This window comes from Anaerostipes faecalis, assembly GCF_018982945.1.
GTDB classification, from domain to species: domain Bacteria; phylum Bacillota; class Clostridia; order Lachnospirales; family Lachnospiraceae; genus Anaerostipes; species Anaerostipes faecalis.
The window spans coordinates 457,632-483,072 of record NZ_JABRXE010000001.1 but is presented as its reverse complement, the minus strand read 5'-3'; the positions used below and the strand labels follow the sequence as shown (position 1 = coordinate 483,072).

Below are 25,441 nucleotides of genomic sequence, written 5' to 3'. Positions count from 1 at the left end.
CTTCTTTCTATTTATTGATTTCTAATATTGCACCACGATTTCCTGAGGTAACTAAAGATGCATATCTGGCTAAATATCCGGTCGTAACCTTTGGTGTTCGTGGCTGCCATTTTTCTTTACGCTCTTTTAATTCCTCATCTGATACTTTAAGATTTAATGTATTTGCATCAATATCGATTGCAATAATATCTCCTTCTTCAACTAATGCAATAGGTCCTCCTACTGCTGCCTCTGGAGAAACATGTCCAATACATGCACCTCTGGATGCTCCTGAAAAACGTCCATCTGTAATAAGAGCAACACTGGAACCTAATCCCATACCCATAATCGCAGAAGTTGGATTTAACATTTCACGCATACCAGGTCCACCCTTTGGTCCTTCGTAACGAATAACTACGACGTCACCTGGATGGATTTCTCCACCTTTAATGGCTTTAATTGCATCTTCTTCACAGTCAAATACTCTGGCTGGTCCTTCCATCTTCAGCATTTCAGGTGCAACAGCAGAACGTTTTACAACACCTGAATCTGGTGCCAGATTTCCTTTTAATACTGCAATTCCACCAGTTTCACTGTATGGATGATCTATAGGACGAATAATTTCTGGATTTCTGTTAACACATCCTTCAATGTTTTCTTTTACAGTTTTTCCTGTTACTGTAATCAGATCTGTATGAAGCAGATTCTTTTTATTTAATTCATTCATTACGGCATAAACACCACCTGCTTCATTTAAATCTTCCATATAAGTATGTCCTGCAGGTGCAAGATGACATAAATTAGGAGTCTTTGCACTGATTGCATTTGCTTTATCCAGATCAAGATCAATCCCTGCTTCATGTGCAATTGCCGGCAGATGTAACATACTGTTTGTACTGCATCCAAGTGCCATATCAACAGTTAATGCATTTTCAAATGCTTCTTCTGTTAAAATATCTCTTGGTCTGATATTCTTTTCAAGCAATTCCATAACCTTCATACCTGCATGTTTTGCCAGACGGATTCTTTCAGAATATACTGCTGGAATTGTTCCATTTCCACGAAGTCCCATTCCAAGTACTTCTGTCAGACAGTTCATGGAATTGGCTGTATACATCCCAGAACAAGATCCACATGTTGGACATGTTTTATTTTCAAATTCATCCAGCTCATCTTTTGTGATGGTTCCTGCTGCATAAGAACCTACTGCTTCGAACATACTAGATAAGCTTGTTTTCTTTCCTTTTACGTGTCCCGCGAGCATTGGTCCGCCACTGACGAACACTGTAGGTACATTGACACGAGCCGCAGCCATAAGAAGCCCCGGAACATTTTTATCACAGTTTGGTACCATTACCAGTGCATCGAACTGATGTGCAAGTGCCATACATTCTGTGGAATCAGCAATCAGATCACGAGTTACCAGAGAATATTTCATTCCAACATGTCCCATGGCGATTCCATCACATACTGCAATTGCCGGGAAAACAACTGGTGTTCCACCTGCCATTGCTACACCCATTTTAACAGCTTCTACAATCTTGTCAATATTCATATGACCAGGAACAATTTCGTTGTATGAACTGACAATCCCAACCAATGGTTTTTTCATTTCTTCTTTTGTGTACCCTAAGGCATTAAATAAAGATCTCTGAGGTGCAAATGCATCTCCTTCTGTGTAAGTATTACCCATAACTACCTCCTATTGTGATGGAAAACAGAAAGAAGAAAAAAACTCCCTCTCCATTTTCTATCACCATCTCCTGTATTTATTTGATTTTTTCAATAATTAACTGACCCATTTCTTTACAGCCAACCTGTTTCATACCTTCTGACATAATATCCACTGTACGATATCCATCAGAAAGTACTTCTTTAACAGCATTTTCAATTTCTTCTGCTTCTTTATCTAGATCAAAAGAATATCGAAGCATCATGGCCGCTGATAAGATTGTCGCTATTGGATTGGCTATATCCTGTCCTGCAATATCTGGTGCTGAGCCATGACTAGGTTCATATAATCCAAATTTACCTTCAGCAAGACTTGCAGATGAAAGCATACCTATAGAACCTGTAATCATACTTGCTTCATCTGATAAAATATCGCCAAACATATTTTCTGTCAAGATAACATCAAACTGTTTTGGATTATTTACAAGCTGCATAGCACAATTATCTACCAGCATATGTTCATATGTAACATCTTCATAATCTTTTGCAACTTCTTCAACAACACTTCTCCATAATCTGGAAGAATCCAAAACATTAGCTTTATCCACACTGATTACATGTTTTTTTCTTTTTCTTGCAATATCAAATGCTTTAATTGCAATTCTGCGAATTTCTTCTTCACTGTATGTCAGGGTATCTGTAGCTACTCTGATGCCATCCACTTCCTCGGTATGCCTTTCTCCAAAATAAAGACCACCAGTCAGTTCTCGCATAATTACCATATCAAATCCATCACCAATCACTTCATCTCGTAAAGGACATGCTTTTTTTAATTCTTCATATAAATATGCAGGTCTGATATTTGCAAATAATCCTAAAGCCTTACGAAGTGCAAGCAATCCTGCTTCTGGTCTTAAATCAGCCGGAAGTTTATACCATGGAGAGGTACTTGTATTTCCACCAATAGATCCCATTAACACTGCATCACTGTTTCTAGCAATTTCCAATGCTTCTTCTGTTAATGGCTTACCATGTACATCAATGGAAGCTCCACCCATCAAAATCTGTTCATAAGAAAATGTATGACCATATTTCTTTCCGACAGCATCCAAAACATTCATTGCTTCGGTAACAATTTCTGGTCCAATTCCGTCACCTTTAATGACCGCTAAATTACAATTCATATTGTCCTCCTTATATTAAGCGGATAATTCCGCATAATTTATATATTATTAAGTCCACTTTAATGTAAACAAGGTTTTTCCTAATAAAATTAAAACACCAGTGTCAGAAAAGCTGCAATACAGCTTACGCATGCCACTGTCACAATATTCTTTTCAAAATATGCAAATATCATTGCTACAATAAATCCTACTACAGATGACTTATAATCTCCAGTTGCATAAAACACCGCCGGCATAATCATAGCAGCTAATACTGCATATGGTACATAATATAAAAACGATCGAAAAAACCGATTTTGAATCTTTTTCTGAATAGCAACCAAGGGAATCATCCTTATTAAATAAGTAGAAACTGCAGTAACAATAATATAAACCAGCAATTTAGTTATGTTCATAATCATCCTCCTGTTCTACCGGAAAAACTGCTGCTCCAATTGTCGCTGCAATCAAAGTACATATGATAATAGAAAATCCACTGGAAATAAAAGATAAAGCTTTCACATAATGGAAAGCCAGGCTTATTACCATGGAAATAATAATTACAATTAAAATGTTTCGATCCTTTTTAGCAGGTGGAATTATAATACCTATCAGCATTCCATATATTGCAATCCCTAATGCATTCCTGATAACAACCGGTAAAATTCTACTTGCTGTTGCGCCAAGAAAAGTACCAAGTGTCCAACTAATCCATGGAATCGTCATCAATGCATAAAAATATTTGGGGGTGATTTCTCCTGGTCGTCCACAGGAAACAGCAAAAATCTCATCTGTTACTCCAAATGCCATGGAAATGCGATTCCAGATATTAGCTTTCTCAATCAATTTTTGTCCTATTGCTATAGACATAATAGAATATCTTAAATTAATAATAAACTGGGACAAAATCAATTCAACAAGGGATCCCCCTGCAGTCATAGAAATAATCGCCGCAAATTGTCCGGCTGACGTCAGACATGTTGCCGAAATCAAAGTCACTGCCCATACTGGAATTCCCTTTGCCACACCTGCAATTCCAAATGCAAATGAGACTGCTACATATGCAAGACCTATTGGAATTCCATCAATCAGGCCTTGCTTAAAGTCATCATGTGCTTTCATTTCTTACTCCTTGATATTTAATTCAGGAATACTCGATTGTTTAGTTAATTTAACAAAATTCCCTAAAAATCGTGCTTATATAATAGAATACCACATTTAATTTCAGAATGGAAACAATTTTTCATGAAAGTATTGGTAAAATCTTCATTTCGTTGAATTCTCACAAAAATTATAATATAATATTTTTATAATTTATAAAAAGGGGAGACATTTTATGTATAAAAAAAAAATTATTTGTATGGGACTTGCTGTCAGTATGATGTTCAGCAGCTGCTGTCAAACATTTGCTTCTATAAAAGCTGGTCAGTATTACAAAATCCAATATACACATAACAAAAAATATTATTCTAAAAAAGCAATTGATGCAAGATATAATAATTCTATTATAAAAACCAATATGCCTGGTTTTATTGAAGGATCTACTTCATTATATTCTGCATACTGGATTTTTGGACGTTGTACATCTCTGGGCACCAAATATACATATAATAGTAAAAATAATTCTGTTGTTCTAAAACGCGGCTCCAATACAATTATCATGAAACTAAATAGTAAAACTGCTACATTAAACGGAAAGAAATTCACTCTCCCTGCAGCACCTCGTAAAATCCGCTATGTGGCAAAGAAAAAAAATTATATCATGGTTCCTGGTGAAATTCTTTCCAAAAAGCTGGGACTGAACTATACCTGGAACAACAGACTGTTATGTGGATTAATTACAAAAAAGACTACTACTTCATCTAACACTACTACAAATTTAAATAATAGTACTTCATCATCCAATTCAATAGTACCTGTCTCTAAGATTACCGCTTCATCTACGAATTATTCAATTCGAATAAAAAAGCCTTCTGGACTGAACAGTTCCAATATAACATCCGATGATGATTATTGGAATAAACGATTAAGACTGATTATTTCCGGAAATTATAAGACACACTTTTCTTCTGCCTCAAATCGTACTATTAAGGATTCCCTTACTTACAGTGTATCTTACAGTAACGGAAAAACATATATTGATTTGAAAACCTCTACTATTAAAGGATTCAGCATCACACAAACAGCTTCGTATATCTATGTGAAATATGCGGCTCCAAAAAGTATGTTTCAACGTGTAATTGTTGTAGATGCCGGGCATGGCGGCTCTGATTCCGGTGCTGTTGGAAGTGGATATTATGAGAAAAACATGACATTAAAAATTGTACAAAGTATGAAGAAAAACTTTGATAACAATTCCACATATAAAGTATATTACACCAGGTTATCTGACTGGTATCCAAGCCTTTCCTACAGATATAAGATGGCAAATGAGGTAAAAGCTGATCGATTTTTAAGTGTACATATTAATTCTGCTTCTCCTTTTGCAAAAGGAACAGAAACACTATATAAAACTTATAAAACCTATGCTTCCAATATACAAGATTATGCATTGCAGGGTATGGGATATACCAAAAAAGGATCTTTTGATCGCGGTTTAAAATATCGTTCTGATCTTGCTGTATTAAATGGTCCAAACATGACAACTGCTCTTGTAGAAATGGGATTTATCACAAACAGCACAGAAGCCAACCGTATTAATTCTCGTACAAGCATTATTGGAAACAAATTGTATCTGGCATTGTGTAATTCTTTTTAAATAAATTATTCAGACAAGTCGTATCTTTTGATACGGCTTTTTTTCATTTTTATTGCGAATATATTACATTTATGATACAATTTTGTAAAAGAAAGGAGATTATATATGCGATCAAAAAAAGCAGTATTTATTTTTATTGTTTTTCTATTCATAACAGGCAATTTTCTTTCTGCATCCGCTTATGACTATGCAGTTACCGGCAATACTTATACACTTAAAATTGCCGGAAAGAAACAACAAAAAAAATCCATTGGTGCCGCATGGACTGGAACAACAATTAAAACTCGTGCACCTGGATATATAGAATCTAACACATCTATGTATTCAGCATATTATATTTTTAAACAGACCAAAACTCTCGGTACTTCTTATTCTTATTCTTCGAAGAATAAGAAGATTATACTTAAACGTGGATCAAATACAATTACCTTCACTTTAGACAGCAAATATGCTTATGTAAACGGAGTAAAAAAGGTCCTTCCTGCACCTGCACGAAAAGTCTATTCATATAGAAACAAAAAAAATTATATTTATGTTCCTGGAGAATTTTCTGCAAAATATCTGGGATTAGGATACTATTGGAAAAACAGTAAACGAACCGGTAATTTTTACTCTAAATCTTCAGTAAATCCTGGAAACTATATTAAAGTCAAATATTGCAGTACTGGAAAAATTTATCAAAAAAAGGTAGTTCAGGCACGATATAATTCAACTGTGATTCCTACGAATATGCCAGGCTTCCTTGATGGATCCACATCTCTATATTCCGCATACTGGATTTATGGAAAATATTCTTACTTAGGAACAAAATATTCTTATTCAAGTAAAACAAAAAAAATTACAATTAAAAGAGGATCCAACACCATTACTATGACATTGGATAAAAAAACAGCTTATTTAAATGGAAAAGCTTTCTCTCTTCCTGCCGCACCAAGAAAAGTATATTATTATAACCGCATGACCAATTACATAATGGTACCGGGAGAAATTATTTCCAAAAAATTAGGATTAAATTATAGCTGGAATAATAGACTTTTATCTGGAGTTATTTCAAAAACAGCTTCGTCTGCCAGTAATAATACCAGTTCAAGTTCAAGTTCAAGTTCAAGTTCCATTATAAATCCTTATACAAAAATAACAGCTTCATCCAGCAATTATTCTATTCGAATAAAGAAACCATCAGGACTATCCGCATCCAAAATAACAGCAAATGATGATTATTGGAACAAGCGGCTTCAGTTAATTATCCAGGGGAATTATAAAACTCATTTTTCTGCCACTAACAATCGAACTATTCAAGACAGTCTATCATATAGTGTTTCTTATAGTGGTGGCAATACATATATTAATTTAAAGACAGCGACTATTAAAGGATTTAGTGTCACACAAACTTCTTCCTATATATATGTAAAATATGCAGCTCCAAAAAGTATGTTTCAACGTGTAATCGTTGTAGATGCAGGTCATGGCGGCTCTGATTCCGGTGCTGTCGGAAATGGATATTACGAGAAAAACATGACATTAAAAATTGTACAAAATATAAAAAAATACTTTGATGGAAATTCTACATATAAGGTTTATTACACTAGATTATCTGACTGGTATCCAAGCCTTTCATATCGATATACCATGGCAAATGAAGTAAAGGCTGATCGATTTTTAAGTGTACATATTAATTCTGCTTCTGCTTCCGCAAAAGGAACCGAAACATTATATAAGAACTATAAAACATATGCTAACACCGTTCAATCATATGCACTGAATGGTATGGGTTACTCCAGCAACAGCTCTTACAACCGTGGATTAAAGTATCGAACAGACCTCGCTGTTTTAAATGGTCCATCTATGACCACTGCTTTGGTTGAAATGGGATTTATTACAAATAGTACAGAAGCTAACCGCATTAATTCCAGATCATCTACAATTGGATACAATCTCTACAATGCTATCATTCATTCTTTTTAATAATATTTTACTGCCAGATTTATTACAGAAAATTATCTAATTATGAAAAACAGTTTATAACGGAATTGTTGAATTCTTCCATAGATACCAAAACAAACGATTAACACCCGGTATAGTTTGATTGTCTATAACATAATTCACAAAAAAACCTTCTCTTAAAATATCCCTTTGATTATAACTGTGGATAATTAAACAATAGAGAAGGTTTTATTTTTCTTATGAAAGTAATTCACCCTTTTTGCTTCTAGATATCTATATAATAGGGAATAACCAGATACATATCTTCTGTTATAACCTGATCATAAATATGATTTGTCTCACATACTTCATCTATATATTGATCCATAGATTCATATTCATCGCTAATATGCTCTTCTGCAATAGACCACAAGGAATCTCCTTTCTCAACCTGAATACTTGTAAATCTTTTCTCACGGCGATCTTTCGCATCAACAACAGATCTGCTTCTCGTGAACAATACTCCCGATATAAACAAAGCAATAGCTATTAATATGATAAATAAAATAATTCTTCCTTTATTGATTCTCATCTGTATCCCTCCACTCGTATCGAACATTTGTTTGTAGCTTTATTATACAATTCGAACATCCGTTTGTCAATGCTATTTCGAAAATTTGTTCGGGAACACTTGTTTTGATACTATTATTATGGTATTATATTGATAAGAATTTAATGGAGGATATATTATGTCAAGAGAACAGTTAAGTGATAAACAGCAGCAGATTCTTGAATTTATCAAACAACGTATATTAGAAAAAGGTTATCCGCCTGCTGTTCGTGAAATATGCGAAGCAGTACATTTAAGATCTACATCTTCTGTCCATTCTCATCTTGAGACACTGGAACGTAAAGGATATATTCGCAGAGATCCAACAAAGCCTCGTGCTATTGAAATAATTGATGACGATTTTAATTTATCCCGACGTGAAATTGTTCATATCCCGATTGTCGGTACTATTACTGCAGGCGAACCTATTCTCGCCATTGAAAATATCGAAGATTATTTTCCAATGCAGCCTGAATTCGTCAGCAACAAAAAAACCTTTATGCTTCATGTAAAAGGTGAAAGCATGATCAATGCCGGCATTTTAGATGGAGATATGGTAATTGTTGAACAGCAGTCAACTGCATCTAATGGTGATATTGTTGTTGCCCTGATTGAAGACTCTGCCACTGTAAAAACTTTTTATAAAGAAGATGGATTTTATCGATTACAACCTGAAAACGATTTTATGGATCCCATTATCGTTCAGGAAGTTTCCATAATCGGAATAGTTGTTGGTCTATATCGCTCTATGAAATAATTCAAGACTCGCTCGCGAGTCTTGGCGCGGAATTCGGGTCTGCATAGCAGACATACTTCCAATCCGAATTCCTGCGCATCCTCGCGGAGCGTATATCAGATGGGGGATTGAAACCCGCCACTGATACATAATTGTTGCTCACCGCCTACAGAGGCGGGAGTCATCCCTCATCTGATATAATATTAAAGCCTCAGACATCTGTATTTCAGATATCTGAGGCATTTACTTATAGGTTATTATTCTCCTATTTCTTCAATATTTACTTCCACTCCGTCTTTCCATATTCTCTCTAAATCATAAAAAAGACGATTTTCCCTATCAAATACATGAATAATAATATCATGAAAATCAAGAAGCACCCAGCTTCCATCTCTGTATCCTTCCATTTGTTTCATGGAATATCCTGCTTTTTCAAGTTCTTCCTGAACATTATCTACCATTGCCTGTACCTGATTTTTATTACTACCATCTGCAATAATAAAATAATCTGCAATTGTAGAAATTCCACGAATATCAATAACCTTAATATCTTCACCCAACTTATCATCCAGTGCCTGATAAGCAATTTTAACCATATTTAATGCCTGTTCCATTATAATCTCCTTATGCTTTTTTTCCGTCATTTATTGATTTGTAATACTCATAGGTCTCCATGGTACTGCCACCAATAGACTGGCCTATATCATTCAGATAACCAATTGTATTTTCAAGAATCTGAAATACACATACATCTAAATCTAAAAAAGCCAGTTTTCGAACTTCTTTTAATCCAGGTATATCTTTACGATTAGGTTCCATATAATCTGCAATAAAAACAATTTTCTCCAGAATACTCATTGCTGGTTTTCCTGTAGTATGGCATTCTATTGCATTTAAAATCTCCGGATCCTGTTCTCCATAATATTCTCTTGCAACATAAGGAGCCAATGCAGAATGTATCAGCTGAGGACTGTCCTTATAAGTTTGATCTATCAAAATTCCATATTTTTCACATAGATCTTTCTGCTGTGCTATAGAATATCCTTTTGCACAGTCGTGAAGCAATCCTGCCCTGTATGCCTTGTGAATATCTATGTCAAACACCATTGCCATAGATGCCGCTGTATAGGCAACACCAAGTGTATGTCTATATCTTTCCGGTTTTAATTCCTTCGAAAGTTTTTCTTCTATTTTATTTGTGCTCATATAATCCATTTCTTTCTATATAACCAATGATACTTTCCGGCAAGAAAAAATGAATGCTCTGACCGGCAATATTTCTTTTCCTTATTTCGTGAGAGGAAATTTCAATACTTGGACTATTTAAATGATAAATTTTTCCATCATATTTATCTTCAAGATAATCAATCTGAGCATCCAGTGCACTTCTTGAATCGTTTCTTGTAGCAACAAGTATATTTGCCATACTAAAAATCTGATCCGGGTCTTTCCATGTCTCAATCTGATACAATGAATCCGCTCCCATAATAAAATAATATTTACTATCAGGATTTTGTTTTGTCAGTTCTTTCAGTGTATCAACAGTATATGTGGTACCTTCCCGTCGTAACTCCAAATCACTAAATTCAAAAAAAGGAAAATCTTTAATCGCCAGTTTTATCATATCTGTTCGGTTCTGCTCCGTAACGCTTCCTGAAATGGTTTTATATGCAGGATTTTTGGTTGGCATTACAAGAATCTTATCCAGTCCGAATTCCTCTTTTGCTGATTGTCCTAAAATCAAATGTCCAAAATGTATAGGATTAAATGTTCCTCCAAGTATCCCTATTTTTTTCATAAATGCCTCCAGTAATTATTTTTTTACCTTTGGAAGTTCAATTCTTTTATGCTTTTTGGATTCCTTATATAATACAATTTTCTTTCCAATTACCTGTACCACCTGGGATCTGGTTCTTTCTGCAAGAATTTCAGCCAGATCTTTGGGATCATCCATGCAGTTCTGCAGAACTCCAATTTTTACAAGTTCTCTGGCCTCCAGTGCATCTCTTACTCCTGCAACAAGTTCAGGTGAAATACTTCCTTTTCCTATGTTATAAATAGGATCAAGCTTCATGGCAAGACTTTTTAAATATGCTCTTTGTTTGCTTGTCATTTTTCCCTCCATTATTTCTCATTATTTATAATAATCAAACTCCAGATCAAACAGACGAACCGTGTCTCCTTCTTCGATTCCCATTTCTGTCAGACGTTCAATAACACCATTTTCTCTCATAAATTTCTGGAAGAAGTCAAATCCTCTCTCAGATTCAAGGTTTGTGTAGCCAAGCATTCTTTCGACTTTAGGCCCTTCCACAGTAAATACTCCTTCTTCCGGATTTTCAATTATAATTCCGCCTTCCTCTTCAGCAAAATTTAATTCATATTCCTGTTCAAATTCCGTGGCTCCTTCCGGAAGTTCATCCAGCATTCCCTGAATATGCCATAATAATTCTTTCAATCCAATACCACTCACTGCTGAGATTGGAAATACTTTAATTCCTTTTGGCTCAAATTCCTCTTTTAAAAGATCTAGAACTGTTTCCTTATCTTCTTCTGTCATCGCATCCATTTTGTTTGCTGCAATAACCTGTGGACGATCAAGAATATCTGCATTATACTTCTTCAATTCATCTGTAATTGCATAAATATCTGCAATCGGATCCCTTCCTTCAACAGATGCAGCATCAACCATATGCACCATCACCTTTGTACGTTCAATATGTCTCAGGAATTCAAATCCAAGACCAACACCTTCTGAAGCTCCTTCGATAATACCAGGAATATCTGCAATAACAAATCCTTTTCCCTGTCCCATATCTACTACCCCGAGATTTGGATTTAATGTGGTAAAATGATAATTTGCAATCTTTGGATTTGCATTGGTAACTCTGGACAGAAATGTAGATTTACCAACATTAGGAAAACCTACAAGCCCTACGTCAGCAATAACTTTTAACTCTAGCATAACCTCAATTTCCTGAGCTTTACCACCTGGCTGAGCGTATTTAGGCGCCTGCATGGTAGGAGTTGCATAATGCTGATTTCCCTTTCCGCCACGTCCACCTTTTAATAAAACAACAGGTTCTTTTTTATTGGACATATCAAGAATAACTTTTCCTGATTCTTTCTCTTTTACAATAGTTCCCGGTGGAACTTTTAAAACGATGTCTGCACCATCAGCACCATGACATCTTCTTCTACCGCCTTCCTGACCATCACCAGCTTTAAATTTTCTTCTGTGACGATAGTCGGATAAAGTATTCATTCCTTCATCAACAACGAAAATAACATCTCCACCACGTCCGCCATCTCCGCCATCAGGTCCACCGTTAGGCACATAAAGTTCCCGGCGAAAACTGACATGCCCATTTCCGCCTTTTCCAGATCTGATAATAATATTAGCTCTATCTGCAAACATTGTTTTTCCTTCCTATCCTGTATAAAGCGCAATGTGTTTTTTCCTCATAAATAATCCCGTTATAGAACCATTTATGAGAAAAAAACGGCCTCAAATATGAATTTGAAGCCGTAATTGCTGCATGTCTCTGTCTCTACATCCGACTGTGATTATGCAACTGGATGTACAGAACACTGTTTCTTATCTTTACCTTTTCTTTCGAAACGTACAATACCATCTACTAATGCAAATAATGTATCATCTCCACCACGTCCTACGTTAACTCCTGGATGGATTTTTGTTCCTCTCTGTCTGTAAAGAATATTACCAGCTTTTACAAACTGTCCGTCAGCTCTTTTCGCACCTAATCTCTTAGATTCTGAGTCTCTACCGTTCTTTGTAGAACCCATTCCCTTTTTATGAGCGAAAAATTGAAGGTTCATTTTCATCATTTTGTTACACCTCCTTAAAAATTACATCTAAATACTGTTCCTGCTCTTCCTCAATTCCACTAAGACCAAGAATCAGTGAATTTAATAACAAACTTCCTTCGGCAGAAAGTTTTTCCGTAAATACTACGTTAATTCTCGCATTCTCCTGATCCACATCTACCTGATAGTTATCATCGGTAAACTGATCCAGTGAGTTAACGAAATTTATTACCAGTGCAGAAACCGCTGAACAGACAATATCTTGTCCTTCAACGTCATATCCTGCATGGTCCTGTGAATCGAATCCAGAAAAAGATCCGTCTTCACTCTGATAGAATGTTATCTTTGTCATAACTCTATCTCCGGATATTATCCAACGATACTATCGATTTTTACCTGTGTAAATAATTGTCTATGTCCGTTTTTCTTATGGTATCCAGTTTTTCTCTTATATTTGTAAACGATGACTTTTTTGTCTTTTCCTTCGCTTACAACAGAAGCTTCAACTTTCGCACCATCAACGGTAGGTGTTCCAACTTTAACAGTATCTCCACCAACTAAAAGTACATTATCAAATGTAACTTTAGCTCCAACTTCAGCGTCAAGTTTTTCAACTTTGATCACATCGCCTTCGCTTACTTTATACTGTTTTCCACCTGTTGCGATAATTGCGTACATCACGGCACCTCCTATTATCAATCTCGCCAGCTATGGTGATTTCCATGCTTATACCTCGCTGTGCGGCATACCTTGTTATAATATCAAAGTTTCTCTATTTTGTCAATATTTATTTGACATAATAATGGATTTCTTTCTTTTTTTCTGGTTAATTCCATTAATCCCAATTTTGTTATATCGACTGCAACAGCTTTTTTGGAGTCTTCATTAAGATATCCCTGCATCACCCGCAGCAATGTGTCCTTATCATATTCAGATTCCATATCAATAAAATCAATAACAATAATACCTGATAAATTTCTCAGCCTGATCTGCCTGGCTGCCTCTTTAGCCGCCTCCATATTGATTTTACGAACATGATCTGCTTTATTTCCTTTTCCAATAGATTTCCCGGAATTAACATCGATTACCGCCATTGCTTCTGTCTGTTCAATATAGAGAAATCCGCCTGATTTCATCCAGATTTTTTTTGATAATGCTTCTTTTAAAAAATGTTTCAAGCGATAACGCCGTTCAATATCATGTGCTTCTTCTGATAATATTTCAACACAGATTTCTTCATTTAGAAACAAATCCTCAATATCTGTCTGATCAGTAATAATTTTATCAATCTGACTTATATCTTTTCCAAATAAAATCAAGTCTTTCATATTCTGATTTGTATCCAGCAATACAAACGGCTGTCTATACTGCTTTTTTCTTATTATTTCCTGATATCTTTCAGCGAGAATTGCAGCCTCTTCCAAAACTGCTTCCTTTGAAACCCTGGCAGCATTTGTCCTTAATATAAATCCAAAATCATCTGTCACCAGCGATTCTGTAAATGTTTTCAGCTGCTGTCTGGTTTCCTTTTTCCTTATTTTATTAGAAACACCTATGGATGTTTTATCAGAAGTTAACACCAGATATTTTCCGGTCAGTTCAATCCGATCAGAAAGCATGGGTCTTTTTTCCTCTGTAGCTTCCCTTTTTACCTGAACCAGAATCTCATCATCTATCTTTAATTTATCATTACGAAGAGGAAGGTAACCCAATTCTCCCTTTTGGAATTCAACAAATGCTCCTCGTATATTTTTTACGATATTTTTAACCTTGCCAATATAAATGTTGCCAACAAGACTTTTTTCTTGGGATGATATACATTGAAATTCAACAATTTTATGATTTTCCAGCCATGCACTGACTATCTGATAGTCGATTTTTGTTACAATGATTTCTGTAGACATATCTATCCTTCGATACTTGCTACCGGAACTACCGGATCAACATCTGCTTCATAGTCTACACCTTCTTCATCAAATCCAAACATTTGATAGAAGTCTTCCCAGTATCCATCAATATCAGCCATTTCTTTTACATTATCTGAATTAAGATCTTCCCATCTTCTTTTCACTTCTTCCTGAACATCATCTCTAAGTTCCCAGTCATCCAATCGAATCCATCCATTTTCATCTGTCACTGCATCTGTCAGAAGTTTTTTCTGAGCAAACAGCCTTTCAATCTGTTCGATACATCCTTCATGGACATTTTTTTCTTTCATTACTTTATAGAGAACAGACATATATAATGGAACAATTGGAATCGCTGAGCTTGCCTGAGTAACTAATCCCTTATTAACAGAAACATAAGCCTTCACACCCTGTTCCTTATAATCATCACAGATTTCATCTGCGGTCTTATGTAAATGCTTTTTAGCAGCACCAATGGTTCCTTCAAAATAAATCGGATAAGTCAGTTCAGAACCAATGTAGGAGTAAGCTACTGTTACAGCATTTTCTGCCAGTACTCCTGCTTCACTTAATGCATCGATCCAAAGCTTCCAGTCTTCACCACCCATAACTTTAACTGTGGCATTAATTTCATCTTCATTTGCAGCAGGAATCGTCTTCATTCCAATGGTATTGTCTTTCAGATTCAGATTTTTATTGGTAAAATCCTCTCCTGTTGTTTTTAACACAGAACGGTATGTTATTCCGTCCGGTGCAGTTCTTCTTGGTGCGGCAAGACTGTAAATTACAGTGTCAACCTGTCCCATATCCTTACGAATCGTCTCTATGGTCAGATCCTTTATTTCTTTTGAAAAGGCATCTCCGTTAATAGTTTTTGCGTAATAACCTTCTTTTCCTGCAAATTCTTCAAATGCTGCTGTATTATACCATCCAGGTGTTGCGGTCTTCTTTCCATTAGATGGTCTTTCAAACATAATTCCCAATGTATCTGCATGACATCCAAAAGTTGCTACGATTCTGGATGCAAGTCCATACCCGGTAGAGCATCCGATAACCAGTACTTTTTTTGCTGTTCCAGGAATTGCTGAATTCTTTGAACAGACATAGGAAATCTGATTTTCAACATTCTTTTTACATCCTTCTGGATGAGCAGTCAGACATAAGAAATCTTTTACTTTTGGACTAATAACCATAATATTCTCCCTTTCATTTACTGTAATCATCTATTTTAAATATCAAAGTATTCCATAAAATTATAATATGTTCACCTTTATGCTGTCAAGCAAGAGAAAACCTTATAAACATTAACATGTCTATAAGGTTTCATTCTTTATCTTCTTATTAAAAAATTCTTCTGACTGTAACAATCTTTCTGTATCTTGCATTATTTGAAATTTTAATTCCACCTCTTGGATATGGAGCAGAATTGCTAGCATGAACAATTTTGTTATTTCCAATATAAATCGCCACATGTCCGCTGTAACAAATGATATCTCCTGGTTTAGCATTTTTCAATCCGCCTTTAACCTTCTTACCAACACTTCTCTGTCCACTGGATGAATGAGGAAGTCTTTTCCCAAATTTACGGTATACAGACATTGTAAATCCGGAACAATCTGTTCCTCTTGTTAAACTGGAACCACCATATTTATACTTATTTCCAACAAATTTCTTTGCATAATTAACAACTTTCTGTCCTTTTGATGCTGCCTGTGCATCTGCTTCACTAGTATGTACTGTCATTGTAAAAGTTGCTGCCGCCATCATAACCAAAACTAATGTTTTTGCAAATAATCGTTTCATACTTTCTCCTGATATATTGTTATTCTTGTAGAATTTGTTTCTTTTGTTTCTCTTAACATTTAACATTCTACACTATAACTCAATAATTTGTCAAGAGTTTTTTAAGTTTTTTTCATCATTCGTAACATTTATGTAATATTTATTTCTTTTTTTGTACATTCACATAGCGTTTCATAAACCTTACCTCTTCATCAGTTATATCCAACTGACTGAATTTTGCTTTCTGAATGATTTCATAAGCAAGTCTATTCACCATTTTACTTTGTTTTGCAGCATTTTTATCGTTTAGTCTGCTTTCATAATAAATTATTTTCTCTCGATTATTTAACTTTTTCCACTGATATTTTTTTTGTAACATTTTAGTTAAAATAAGCAGAACTGTAATACAACCAGCTATCAAAATAAATGTTACAATTTCCTTAACATTACTGATAATTTCTCTTTTTGACCTCCTGATAAACTTTGTTTCTTCCTCTTTTTTTTGTAAACTCTGATAGTTTTTTTCTCCAGTGAATGTACCAGTGACATCTATCGGAATCCATCCCACATTTGTAACATAAACTTCTGCCCATGCATGAGCATCATAATCAGTCACCTGAGCTTTTCCGTTAATCCATTGTTCCTTTCTTATTTTATAACCTTCCACATACCTTGCCGGAACTCCAGCACTTCGCAGGAGAAAGACTGCTGCTGAAGCATACTGGGTACAGAATCCTTTTTTCTTTTCATCTAGAAAGAAAAGAACCGGATCCTTTCCATCAGGTGTCAAACCAGGACGATAGGTATATTGATAATTTTCTTTTAAAAATGTCCGAACATTATCAATGATTTCATATTTGCTGTTTCCAGAAATCTGGTTTAAGTATTTATTCTGAAGTTTTTCTTTAATGTTTTGGGGCACATCCAGATATTTTTCTTCTATATAACACTGATATTCTTCCATAGCACGAAAATAATTTTCTTCTAAAACAGTGTCTTTTAAATCAAAAATCAGTTCTTCTTGAACCATTCCTTCCTGTTTTACTAAAAGATCCCAGTTTTTCACACTATAATATCTGACATTATACGAGCTTTCTGCTACATTTTTTGTCATCATCCTGTCACCGGATATTTCTCCATTTAATTGATTCAAATCTGCATAATACGGTATCAGCAATGCATGATCATTTATTTTCTGATATTTGATACTAAGATTGGAATCTCCTGTAAATAACTCTCTCTGACTTTTTAAAGGCATTAACTGATTAATCTTTAATTCCGGGAACAAAAACGGAAGTCCTATTGCCGGTTCTCCTGCAAAAATTAATGTGTCTTCCTTTTTCTTCATCCATTGTCCATTTTGATAATCTCCACTTACGAAACTTTTCAAATATAACGTATTTTCATCATCTGATGAAGCCTCAAAAAGTTTGACACCCGATGGAGAAACAGCCCCAACTCCACCAATCTTACCATTTCCAACTCCACCATTCACTTCATAATCATTACCTTGCATCACTTTTCGAATTTTTAATAGCGACCATCGCTTTGCAGATGTTTCTTTTGGAATTGAAATCTGTTCATAAAAATAAAGTGGAATCACAGCCAGTATAAACAAACTGAATATTATAATTCCAAAATATACTTTATTATTTTTCAAATTATAATATCCTATCCATGCACCAAGAAATAACAAAAAAGGAGAAGTTACTCCATATGGGGCCATAATCATTATAATTATCTGAAAAATACATGTAACAATAAAAAGAGGAAAAGGTTTTCGTCTCATAAGTCCTATCAGTAATCCCGCACATACAAAGAAGAAAATAATTGCAATCACACTATCAATTCTGCTATGCTCTAAATCAACAGAAATATAATAATAAAATCCCAAATCCATATTCTGATTAATTGCATCAACTATCTTGTTAATTATAATCTGAAATCCATTAAGCAATTCTGATTTTTTCAAAGCGATCATTCCTGAAATTAAAAATATGTAACACGGAACAATCCATGAAAAATAATCCATCAAAATACAAGAAACCAAAAGAACTGCCATACCTGAAAAAGCCAGAATCCAGTGATACTGTTTAATAGAAAATCCATCAAAAATACTTTGAATCATTGCAAAAAAAATCAATGCAAACATAATATATTCAGCTATTTCATTTTTACTAATCTTCATTTATATCTCCATGTCGTATGCATAATCTTCAACCGTTTGTCTACCCTTTGAAACAAATATCTGTAATCCATCAGCTTCATCTGTACACTTATCTACCCATAAGTCCTCACAAAAAATTTTTGTAAATAATTCTTCGTATTGATCTATTGATTCCAATTTCATAAATGAATTACCAAAATAAATATTTAAATGAATATTGTGATCAAGGAAAAACTGGGCAACAGAATAAAAAGTTGAAAAATAATCCGAATACTGATTTTGCTTTACTTTTCTAAGACTCAATACAATATTAGCTGTTTCCGATTTTTCTTCTCCTGACTCTCTTACAAACAAATCACCTTTACCTGCAAATATTTTCCAATGAATTCTTGAAAGCTTATCACCAGGGTGATAATCTCTGATTCCGTCGTATTCAAAAGGACTCTGTTGTTCTTCCTTCATCTGGTATTGATTATTCATGTTTTCCATAGAAAATTTTTTTGGCATCACAAGAAAATCCTCGACGTTATTTATAGTTTTTTTTACTGCATAAAGACCAGTTAGATCTTTCCATTTCAATTCTGTAAATCTAATTCTGTAAAAATCACATTCTGTACATAATTCATCTATGATAACTGGTCTTATTTCACTTTTCCCCCACAAAAAACAAAATTTCCTTTTTTCCTTTTTTTTACCTAAAGAAGATTCTACAATGTATTCTACTTCACAATATCTTGAATTTCGGAAAAGCTTTCCTGTCAGTTCTATTATCATTTCCATTTTTTCTTCTTCGCTAATGATCCGTTCTTTTGGTTCCATCGACAGATTAATAATATTCTTTTCCCGTTTTGCAAAACAGATAGAAAAAAAGAGAACAAGAAACAGGGATGCCGTCAGACATCCCCCAATCAAGTTCCCATATATTACCCAATAAATTATGCAAAGTATCATTATAATGAAATACATAATCTACCTCACTGGTTCCCTTTTGGTAACGGAACCGATTTCATAATTTCTTTTAATATATCTCCGTTGGCCTTTCTCTGAATTTTAGCCTCTTTACTTTTTATCACACGATGACCGGCTGTTACAAAAAACACCTGTTTAATGTCTTCCGGAATCAAATATGTGCGATTGGAGAGATACGCATTCGCCTTGGCCATCCGAAGCAAAGCAATCGTTCCTCTTGGACTTAAGCCAAGATCAAGATTTCTGGAATTTCTTGTGGCGTTGGCAAGAGTAACAATATATCGATATATATCCTCATGAACATATATTTCTTCAACTTCCTGCCGAATTTCTATCAACTCTTCTGCCGTTATCTTTTCTATGATCTGATCAATTGCCACGTTGACTCTTCCTTGTTTTAACATGGATACTTCACTTTCATAATCAGGATAACCCATAGAAATCCGGATCATAAAGCGATCCATCTGAGATTCAGGAAGAGAATGTGTTCCGATGGAACCAATTGGGTTCTGTGTTGCAATAACTACATAAGGCTGTGGTAATTCTCTGGTAATTCCATCGACGGTTATCTTTCCTTCTTCCATGGCCTCCAGAAGAGCTGACTGTGTTTTAGGTGAAGTACGGTTGATTTCATCAGCCAAAAGCAAATTGGTCATTGCCCCACCCTTCTGATATTCAAATGAACCTATTTCAGGCTTGTACACAGAAAACCCTACAATATCCGCCGGCATGACATCTGGAGTAAACTGAATTCTCTGGTAATCCAATCCAAGCACTTTTGAAAATGCCAAAGCCAGAGTTGTTTTACCGACTCCAGGAATATCTTCAATCAGAATATGTCCGCTTGCAATAATAGCAGTCATAACCTGACGAATAATCCTGCTTTTTCCTATGATCACTTTTTCTATCTCACCCATGGCTCTTTGGGCCTTCTGACAGATATATATCTCTTTCATACTCTATCCCCGATCTCTTTTAAATAAAATAACTCCCATAACCAAAGCAAGAAATACTGCCGAAACGGCAAGTCCGATAAATCCATTTGATGTTATACCTGCCGTTACATATCCTGCTGCTGCACATCCCGCAACAGTAAATGCATATGGCATCTGTGTCGAAACATGATCAATATGCTTACATTGTGCTCCGGCGGATGATAAAATCGTTGTATCGGAAATTGGAGAAATATGATCTCCACATACCGCACCTGCTAAAATAGAACCAACACAGACTGACATCATCATCATATTTCCGCCTAAGATTGTAACAGAAATCGGAATAAGAATTCCAAAAGTTCCCCATGAAGTACCTGTTGCAAAGGCAAGACCTAACGCTATAAGGAAAAATGCCAATGGCATAACAACGACCGCCATAGTACTTCCACCAATCGCTGTTTTAACAAATCCCTGAATATTTAAATATTGTTCACTGCAAATTCCTGACAGGGACCAGGCAAGACACAAAATCATAATTGCTGATGTCATAGCCTTAAATCCCTGTACAAAACTTCCGCAATAGTCAACAAAAGCAATGATTTTCCTAGGAATATATAAAATAAAAGTAAAAATCAATGTAAGAAACGAGCCAAGTACAAGACTTCTTGCACTGGAACAATTGGCAAATGCATCAACAACAGACGCACCTTTAAAAAATCCACCTGTATATAGCATAAATGTAATACAGGATAAAATCAGAAAAGCAATAGGCAAAATCAGATCAATTACTTTTCCCTGTCCCACAATCTGAACTTCATCTTCTTTATTCACTGCAAGTTCTTCTGTCTCATGTGTCATTTCATACTGCTTCATCTTAGAATAATCAGCATTGGTTATAATCATAAATATAAGAAAAGCCAATGTAAGCAGTGCATAATAATTAAATGGAATAGCTTTGATAAACAAAGAAAAGCCATCAATATTACATCCTTCCGGAAGTGAAGAACCAACTGCCGCTGCCCAGCTGGATATTGGTGCAATTATACACACTGGTGCTGCAGTTGCATCAATAACATATGCCAGTTTTGCTCTCGTAATTTTATATTTATCAGTTACCGGGCGCATAACAGTTCCTACTGTAAGACAATTAAAATAATCATCAACAAAAATTACCACCCCGAGACAAACTGTTGCAAACAGTGCCTGTCTTTTTGTCCGGATTGCTCTGGATGCCCATTTCCCATAGGCTCTGGATGCCCCTGATTTTGTAATCAGAGCAACCAAAATACCAAGCAGTACGAGAAAAATCAGTATATCACAGTTATCCCCAATCTTACCGGACATAATCGTAAAGATTGTGTCCATTGCCTTAATTGGATGAAATCCATGGTACATAAGGGCACCTGATGCGATCCCTATCATCAGGGATAAATATACCTCCTTTGTTATTAATGCCAAAACAATGGCAATTACCGGTGGCAATATTGCCCAAAACGTACCTGTCATTTGTAATTTACTCCTTAATCTCTATAATAGTTTATCAAACATCCTTTTAGGATGATTTCTCTTTCATCATCGGTTAATTCACCGAGTGTCAAAGTAATTTCTTTCATTCCTTCATTTACTACAAAAGCAGGAATTTCTGTCAATTTATCTTCGATTGCTTTCTTAATTTCAGGAATAAAGATATAATCTTTGTTCTTAAACGGAAGTTCTCCTCTCTCAATGGTAAATGGAACCATTCCCCAGTTGATCAGATTTGAACGATATCTCTTTGTTGCATATTCATTTGCAATATTAGCCCATCCGCCTAATACTTTCTGGCAGGATGCTGCCTGCTCACGAGCAGAACCATCTCCCGGTTTTACTGCAAAGATCGTACTTCCAATACCCAGATTTGTATTATCCACATCCGGATATTTTTCTGTTACTGCTGCCATAATATCTTTTACTTCAGGGAATACTTCTGCCGGACATTTTCCTGCTTCAATGGCTTTCTGTGCAGTCTGCACTTCTTTTGCCAAACCTACATATGCAGGATCTTTTCTGGATAATGCAAATTCTGCAAGCCCCAAAGGATTTGAACGATAAGAAGATGTTTCTCCTGATGGAATCAGTTCATCTGTTGTTGTAACAGGATCGTGAATCTCAGAAACAACCTTTAACAGCATATTTTCCGGCAAAGCAGACATTTCCGGCCAGTCTTTGATATTTGGTCCAAACTGAATTTCAACAGATGGATCCGCAACACCTTTACTGTCAAATACACGATTTTCATAAATTGTTTTATCAAAATGGTATTTTGGAATAAAATCGCTTGCTTCAATATCTGTAGCTGGTGTTAAATATCCCTGATTTGCTGCTGTTGCCGCAATAGAACGAGCATCCATCAATGCAACAGACGAAATCTGTCCACTCTGAAGTTTAGATCCTTCTCTGTTAGGGAAGTTTCTTGTAGAATGACGGATACTAAATGCATTATTTGCAGGAGTATCTCCAGCTCCAAAGCATGGTCCGCAGAATGCTGTTTTTACAATAGCTCCTGTAGCCATAAGATCTGCAACTGCTCCATTCTTAACCAGTTCCATATAAATAGGAGTACTTGCCGGATAAACGCTTAATGTAAATTCATTGGATCCGATACTTGCACCTTTCAGAATATTAGCTGCAGCACAGATATTTTCATATCCACCACCGGCACATCCTGCAATAATTCCCTGATCAACGTATAATTTTCCATCACGAATCTTACTCTGAAGAGAGTAATCTACTGCTCCATCCAGACTGACTAATGCACGTTTTTCAACATCTGCAAGAATATCCTCCAGATTTGCATTCACTTCTTCGATTGTATATGTATTACTAGGATGGAACGGCATAGCAATCATAGGTTTTACTTTATCCAGGTCAACTTCTACGATTCCATCATAGTATGCAACAGAACCAGGATTTAATTCTTTATATTCCTCTTCACGACCATGAATCTCATAAAATTCTTTAATCACATCATCTGTTCTCCAAATAGAAGAAAGACATGTTGTTTCTGTTGTCATAACATCCACGCCAATACGGAAATCGGCACTTAAGTTTGAAACTCCAGGTCCAACAAATTCCATGACCTTGTTGTTCACATATCCTTTTTCGAATACAGCACCGATAATGGCAAGAGCAACGTCCTGAGGTCCAACACCTTTTACAGGTTTACCTTTCAGATAAATACCAACAACGCCTGGCATATTGATATCATATGTTCTGTTTAAGAGCTGTTTTACCAGTTCCGGTCCACCTTCACCCATAGCCATTGTACCAAGAGCACCATAACGGGTATGACTGTCAGAACCAAGAATCATCTTACCTCCGCCTGCAAGCATTTCTCTTGCAAACTGATGAATAACTGCCTGATGAGGTGGCACATACATTCCACCGTATTTTTTAGCCGCTGTCAGACCAAACATATGGTCATCTTCATTAATAGTACCTCCAACGGCACAAAGGCTGTTGTGACAGTTTGTTAATACATAAGGAACAGGGAACTTTTCAATTCCTGAAGCTCTAGCAGTCTGAATAATACCTACAAATGTAATGTCATGAGATGTAAGCTTATCAAACTTAATCTGAAGCTTTTCCATATTTCCCGATGTATTATGATCTTTTAAAATGCCATAGGCAATTGTGTTCTTTGCTGCTTCTTCTTTTGCAGGAATATTTCCTAAAATCTGATTTAACTGTTCTTTTTCGGACTCTTTTACAAGTGTTGTTCCATTTACAAGATATGCACCTTCTGAATATAACTGAATCATGTCTCTCTCCTCCTGTGGTAAAATGCAATGTTTCTAGTTATTATAACATAAAAGTTTAAATTAGAAAAGTCCAGAACAAAAAAGCACACGATCTACAGGTAATCATCCTTCAAAAAATTATTCTGGATGTTTTACTTAAACCGTGTGTTTTTTATTATAATTCTTTATGAAAATTCAGATTCTGCCAATATTAAATAATCAGCATATATACTGTTGCAATTGAAATAACAATCTGAATAATAGCAAAACGGAATACAGTCTGTGTATTAGACCACCCGATTGTTTTCCTTACATGATCATGTAATGGCATAGTCGTATTCTTAAAAATATGTATCTTTAAAAATCGAAGAAGTGCTACCTTAATTAAGCCAAGACCACCATCAACAATCAGAACCGCCGCTACCAGCAGAAACAGGAATGGACTTCCTGTTTTTAAAACTGCAATACTGATAAAAATTCCCATGGCACGGGAACCTGCATCTCCCATCATTAATTTACTTGGTGTAGCATTGTACCAAAGATATCCAAGAATACAAACCACAAATAATAATATTATATAAGAAAATTCTGAATAAAGTCCCTGTGGTTTCAATGTTACTTCATTTACCACATAAATTGTCATCAATGTGATAATAGTCAGTGTTCCAGAAAGTCCATCTACCCCATCGGAGCAATTGGTTACATTAATTGCCCCCCACACGAGTATAATGGTTAAAACAAAAAACACTACCGGATGAAGAACCACATCTATGTCAAGTGTAGCAATTTCAATTCTGGTACCATTAAAATGAATATAATTTAATGCAACAACTGCCGCAACCATAAAGTCAAGAATTCCTTTTTTATATTCATTCCATGGCTCATCTGCTGCATCATCCATAAAACCTGTGAACATTTCAACAAAAACAAGCAACAGGTAAATAACTGTTTCCGGTGATATTTCTCCGAATAAAAGAGCTGCTACTGTAAACACAGAAACAAAAATAATGCCTGCGCCTCTTGGTTTTCCTGCAGATAATTTTCCGTTGTGGGCAAAATCTCGTCCAATATCTTTTGGTAAATAATTATTTAATTTTGATGTTAAAATACAAGTCATTACAAATGCAACAAGTACTCCAATAAAAGCCGTAATAGATAAGACATCTCCTGTCATCCAATTTATCATTGGTTTATCCTCCTGTTAAATTTATCCTTCAACATTTCTTTATAACAC

The 25,441-nt window shown here is 35.3% G+C and carries 25 protein-coding genes; 3 read left to right on the top strand and 22 right to left on the bottom strand.

The window, feature by feature from the left end:
• Positions 1 to 7 precede the first annotated feature (7 nt).
• The 4 genes from ilvD to KTB61_RS02330 all read right to left on the bottom strand — a co-directional run bounded on the left by ilvD (position 8) and on the right by KTB61_RS02330 (position 3,935).
• Complete coding sequence (gene ilvD, locus KTB61_RS02345) at positions 8 to 1,672, bottom strand: dihydroxy-acid dehydratase (protein ID WP_075758883.1); 1,665 nt, start codon at positions 1,670 to 1,672, stop codon at positions 8 to 10.
• A gap of 76 nt (positions 1,673 to 1,748) precedes the next feature.
• Positions 1,749 to 2,834 carry a 3-isopropylmalate dehydrogenase gene (leuB, locus tag KTB61_RS02340; protein ID WP_075758884.1) on the bottom strand — a complete coding sequence of 362 codons (1,086 nt, stop codon included), beginning with the start codon at positions 2,832 to 2,834 and terminating at the stop codon, positions 1,749 to 1,751.
• A gap of 89 nt (positions 2,835 to 2,923) precedes the next feature.
• Positions 2,924 to 3,229 (bottom strand): AzlD domain-containing protein, encoded by a 306-nt coding sequence (locus tag KTB61_RS02335; RefSeq protein WP_075758885.1) that lies wholly within the window; start codon positions 3,227 to 3,229, stop codon positions 2,924 to 2,926.
• On the bottom strand, positions 3,216 to 3,935 hold the full coding sequence (locus tag KTB61_RS02330) for an AzlC family ABC transporter permease (RefSeq protein WP_075758886.1): 720 nt from the start codon (positions 3,933 to 3,935) through the stop codon (positions 3,216 to 3,218). The genes KTB61_RS02335 and KTB61_RS02330 overlap by 14 nt, the downstream gene beginning before the upstream one ends.
• Before the next feature lie 214 nt (positions 3,936 to 4,149).
• Between KTB61_RS02330 and KTB61_RS02325 the strand changes: the two genes are divergently transcribed.
• Positions 4,150 to 5,571 carry an N-acetylmuramoyl-L-alanine amidase gene (locus KTB61_RS02325; protein WP_216696710.1) on the top strand — a complete coding sequence of 474 codons (1,422 nt, stop codon included), beginning with the start codon at positions 4,150 to 4,152 and terminating at the stop codon, positions 5,569 to 5,571.
• Between the two features lie 105 nt (positions 5,572 to 5,676).
• Positions 5,677 to 7,536, top strand: a complete 1,860-nt coding sequence (locus KTB61_RS02320; protein WP_216696709.1) for an N-acetylmuramoyl-L-alanine amidase — start codon at positions 5,677 to 5,679, stop codon at positions 7,534 to 7,536.
• 244 nt (positions 7,537 to 7,780) lie between these two features.
• On the opposite strand, the gene KTB61_RS02315 is transcribed toward KTB61_RS02320, so the two are convergent.
• Positions 7,781 to 8,086 carry a LysM peptidoglycan-binding domain-containing protein gene (locus KTB61_RS02315; RefSeq protein WP_075758888.1) on the bottom strand — a complete coding sequence of 102 codons (306 nt, stop codon included), beginning with the start codon at positions 8,084 to 8,086 and terminating at the stop codon, positions 7,781 to 7,783.
• A 157-nt stretch (positions 8,087 to 8,243) separates the two neighbouring features.
• Here KTB61_RS02315 and lexA point away from each other — a divergent pair, with 157 nt between their 5' ends.
• Positions 8,244 to 8,861 carry a transcriptional repressor LexA gene (lexA, locus tag KTB61_RS02310; RefSeq protein ID WP_216696708.1) on the top strand — a complete coding sequence of 206 codons (618 nt, stop codon included), beginning with the start codon at positions 8,244 to 8,246 and terminating at the stop codon, positions 8,859 to 8,861.
• Between the two features lie 236 nt (positions 8,862 to 9,097).
• Here lexA and rsfS read toward each other — a convergent pair whose 3' ends face one another.
• From rsfS to KTB61_RS02225, 17 genes are all read right to left on the bottom strand, one after another.
• Positions 9,098 to 9,454, bottom strand: a complete 357-nt coding sequence (rsfS, locus tag KTB61_RS02305) for a ribosome silencing factor (RefSeq protein WP_075758890.1) — start codon at positions 9,452 to 9,454, stop codon at positions 9,098 to 9,100.
• 10 nt (positions 9,455 to 9,464) lie between these two features.
• Entirely contained in the window at positions 9,465 to 10,046 is a 582-nt protein-coding gene (gene yqeK, locus KTB61_RS02300) for a bis(5'-nucleosyl)-tetraphosphatase (symmetrical) YqeK (RefSeq protein ID WP_143249360.1), read from the bottom strand.
• Positions 10,033 to 10,638 carry a nicotinate-nucleotide adenylyltransferase gene (gene nadD, locus KTB61_RS02295; RefSeq protein ID WP_075758892.1) on the bottom strand — a complete coding sequence of 202 codons (606 nt, stop codon included), beginning with the start codon at positions 10,636 to 10,638 and terminating at the stop codon, positions 10,033 to 10,035. The genes yqeK and nadD overlap by 14 nt, the downstream gene beginning before the upstream one ends.
• A gap of 15 nt (positions 10,639 to 10,653) precedes the next feature.
• The gene (gene yhbY / locus KTB61_RS02290; RefSeq protein WP_075758893.1) at positions 10,654 to 10,953 is read right to left on the bottom strand and encodes a ribosome assembly RNA-binding protein YhbY; all 300 of its coding nucleotides are present in this window, start codon (positions 10,951 to 10,953) and stop codon (positions 10,654 to 10,656) included.
• Between the two features lie 21 nt (positions 10,954 to 10,974).
• Positions 10,975 to 12,258, bottom strand: coding sequence for a GTPase ObgE (obgE, locus tag KTB61_RS02285; protein WP_075758894.1), 1,284 nt, complete (start codon positions 12,256 to 12,258; stop codon positions 10,975 to 10,977).
• Between the two features lie 149 nt (positions 12,259 to 12,407).
• Positions 12,408 to 12,689: a 50S ribosomal protein L27 gene (rpmA, locus tag KTB61_RS02280; RefSeq protein WP_008391483.1), complete on the bottom strand. Its 282-nt coding sequence runs from the start codon at positions 12,687 to 12,689 to the stop codon at positions 12,408 to 12,410.
• A 4-nt stretch (positions 12,690 to 12,693) separates the two neighbouring features.
• Positions 12,694 to 13,020 (bottom strand): ribosomal-processing cysteine protease Prp, encoded by a 327-nt coding sequence (locus tag KTB61_RS02275; RefSeq protein ID WP_075758895.1) that lies wholly within the window; start codon positions 13,018 to 13,020, stop codon positions 12,694 to 12,696.
• Between the two features lie 17 nt (positions 13,021 to 13,037).
• Complete coding sequence (gene rplU / locus KTB61_RS02270; RefSeq protein ID WP_075758896.1) at positions 13,038 to 13,346, bottom strand: 50S ribosomal protein L21; 309 nt, start codon at positions 13,344 to 13,346, stop codon at positions 13,038 to 13,040.
• An 83-nt stretch (positions 13,347 to 13,429) separates the two neighbouring features.
• Positions 13,430 to 14,572, bottom strand: coding sequence for a ribonuclease E/G (locus tag KTB61_RS02265; protein WP_216696707.1), 1,143 nt, complete (start codon positions 14,570 to 14,572; stop codon positions 13,430 to 13,432).
• Between the two features lie 2 nt (positions 14,573 to 14,574).
• Positions 14,575 to 15,768 carry an enoyl-ACP reductase FabV gene (fabV, locus tag KTB61_RS02260; protein WP_216696706.1) on the bottom strand — a complete coding sequence of 398 codons (1,194 nt, stop codon included), beginning with the start codon at positions 15,766 to 15,768 and terminating at the stop codon, positions 14,575 to 14,577.
• 148 nt (positions 15,769 to 15,916) lie between these two features.
• Positions 15,917 to 16,378, bottom strand: coding sequence for a C40 family peptidase (locus KTB61_RS02255; protein ID WP_075758899.1), 462 nt, complete (start codon positions 16,376 to 16,378; stop codon positions 15,917 to 15,919).
• 139 nt (positions 16,379 to 16,517) lie between these two features.
• A complete protein-coding gene (locus KTB61_RS02250) occupies positions 16,518 to 18,545 on the bottom strand; it encodes a transglutaminase domain-containing protein (protein WP_216696705.1) in 2,028 nt (675 codons plus the stop codon).
• On the bottom strand, positions 18,546 to 19,343 hold the full coding sequence (locus tag KTB61_RS02245) for a DUF58 domain-containing protein (RefSeq protein ID WP_216696704.1): 798 nt from the start codon (positions 19,341 to 19,343) through the stop codon (positions 18,546 to 18,548). It abuts the gene before it with no gap.
• A gap of 155 nt (positions 19,344 to 19,498) precedes the next feature.
• Positions 19,499 to 20,449 (bottom strand): AAA family ATPase, encoded by a 951-nt coding sequence (locus tag KTB61_RS02240; RefSeq protein ID WP_216696703.1) that lies wholly within the window; start codon positions 20,447 to 20,449, stop codon positions 19,499 to 19,501.
• 3 nt (positions 20,450 to 20,452) lie between these two features.
• Positions 20,453 to 21,934 carry a Na+/H+ antiporter NhaC family protein gene (locus KTB61_RS02235; protein ID WP_216696702.1) on the bottom strand — a complete coding sequence of 494 codons (1,482 nt, stop codon included), beginning with the start codon at positions 21,932 to 21,934 and terminating at the stop codon, positions 20,453 to 20,455.
• Positions 21,935 to 21,948: 14 nt separating this feature from the next.
• Positions 21,949 to 24,228, bottom strand: coding sequence for a hydratase (locus KTB61_RS02230; RefSeq protein ID WP_075758904.1), 2,280 nt, complete (start codon positions 24,226 to 24,228; stop codon positions 21,949 to 21,951).
• Between the two features lie 190 nt (positions 24,229 to 24,418).
• Positions 24,419 to 25,393, bottom strand: coding sequence for a phospho-N-acetylmuramoyl-pentapeptide-transferase (locus KTB61_RS02225; protein ID WP_075758905.1), 975 nt, complete (start codon positions 25,391 to 25,393; stop codon positions 24,419 to 24,421).
• Positions 25,394 to 25,441 lie beyond the last annotated feature (48 nt).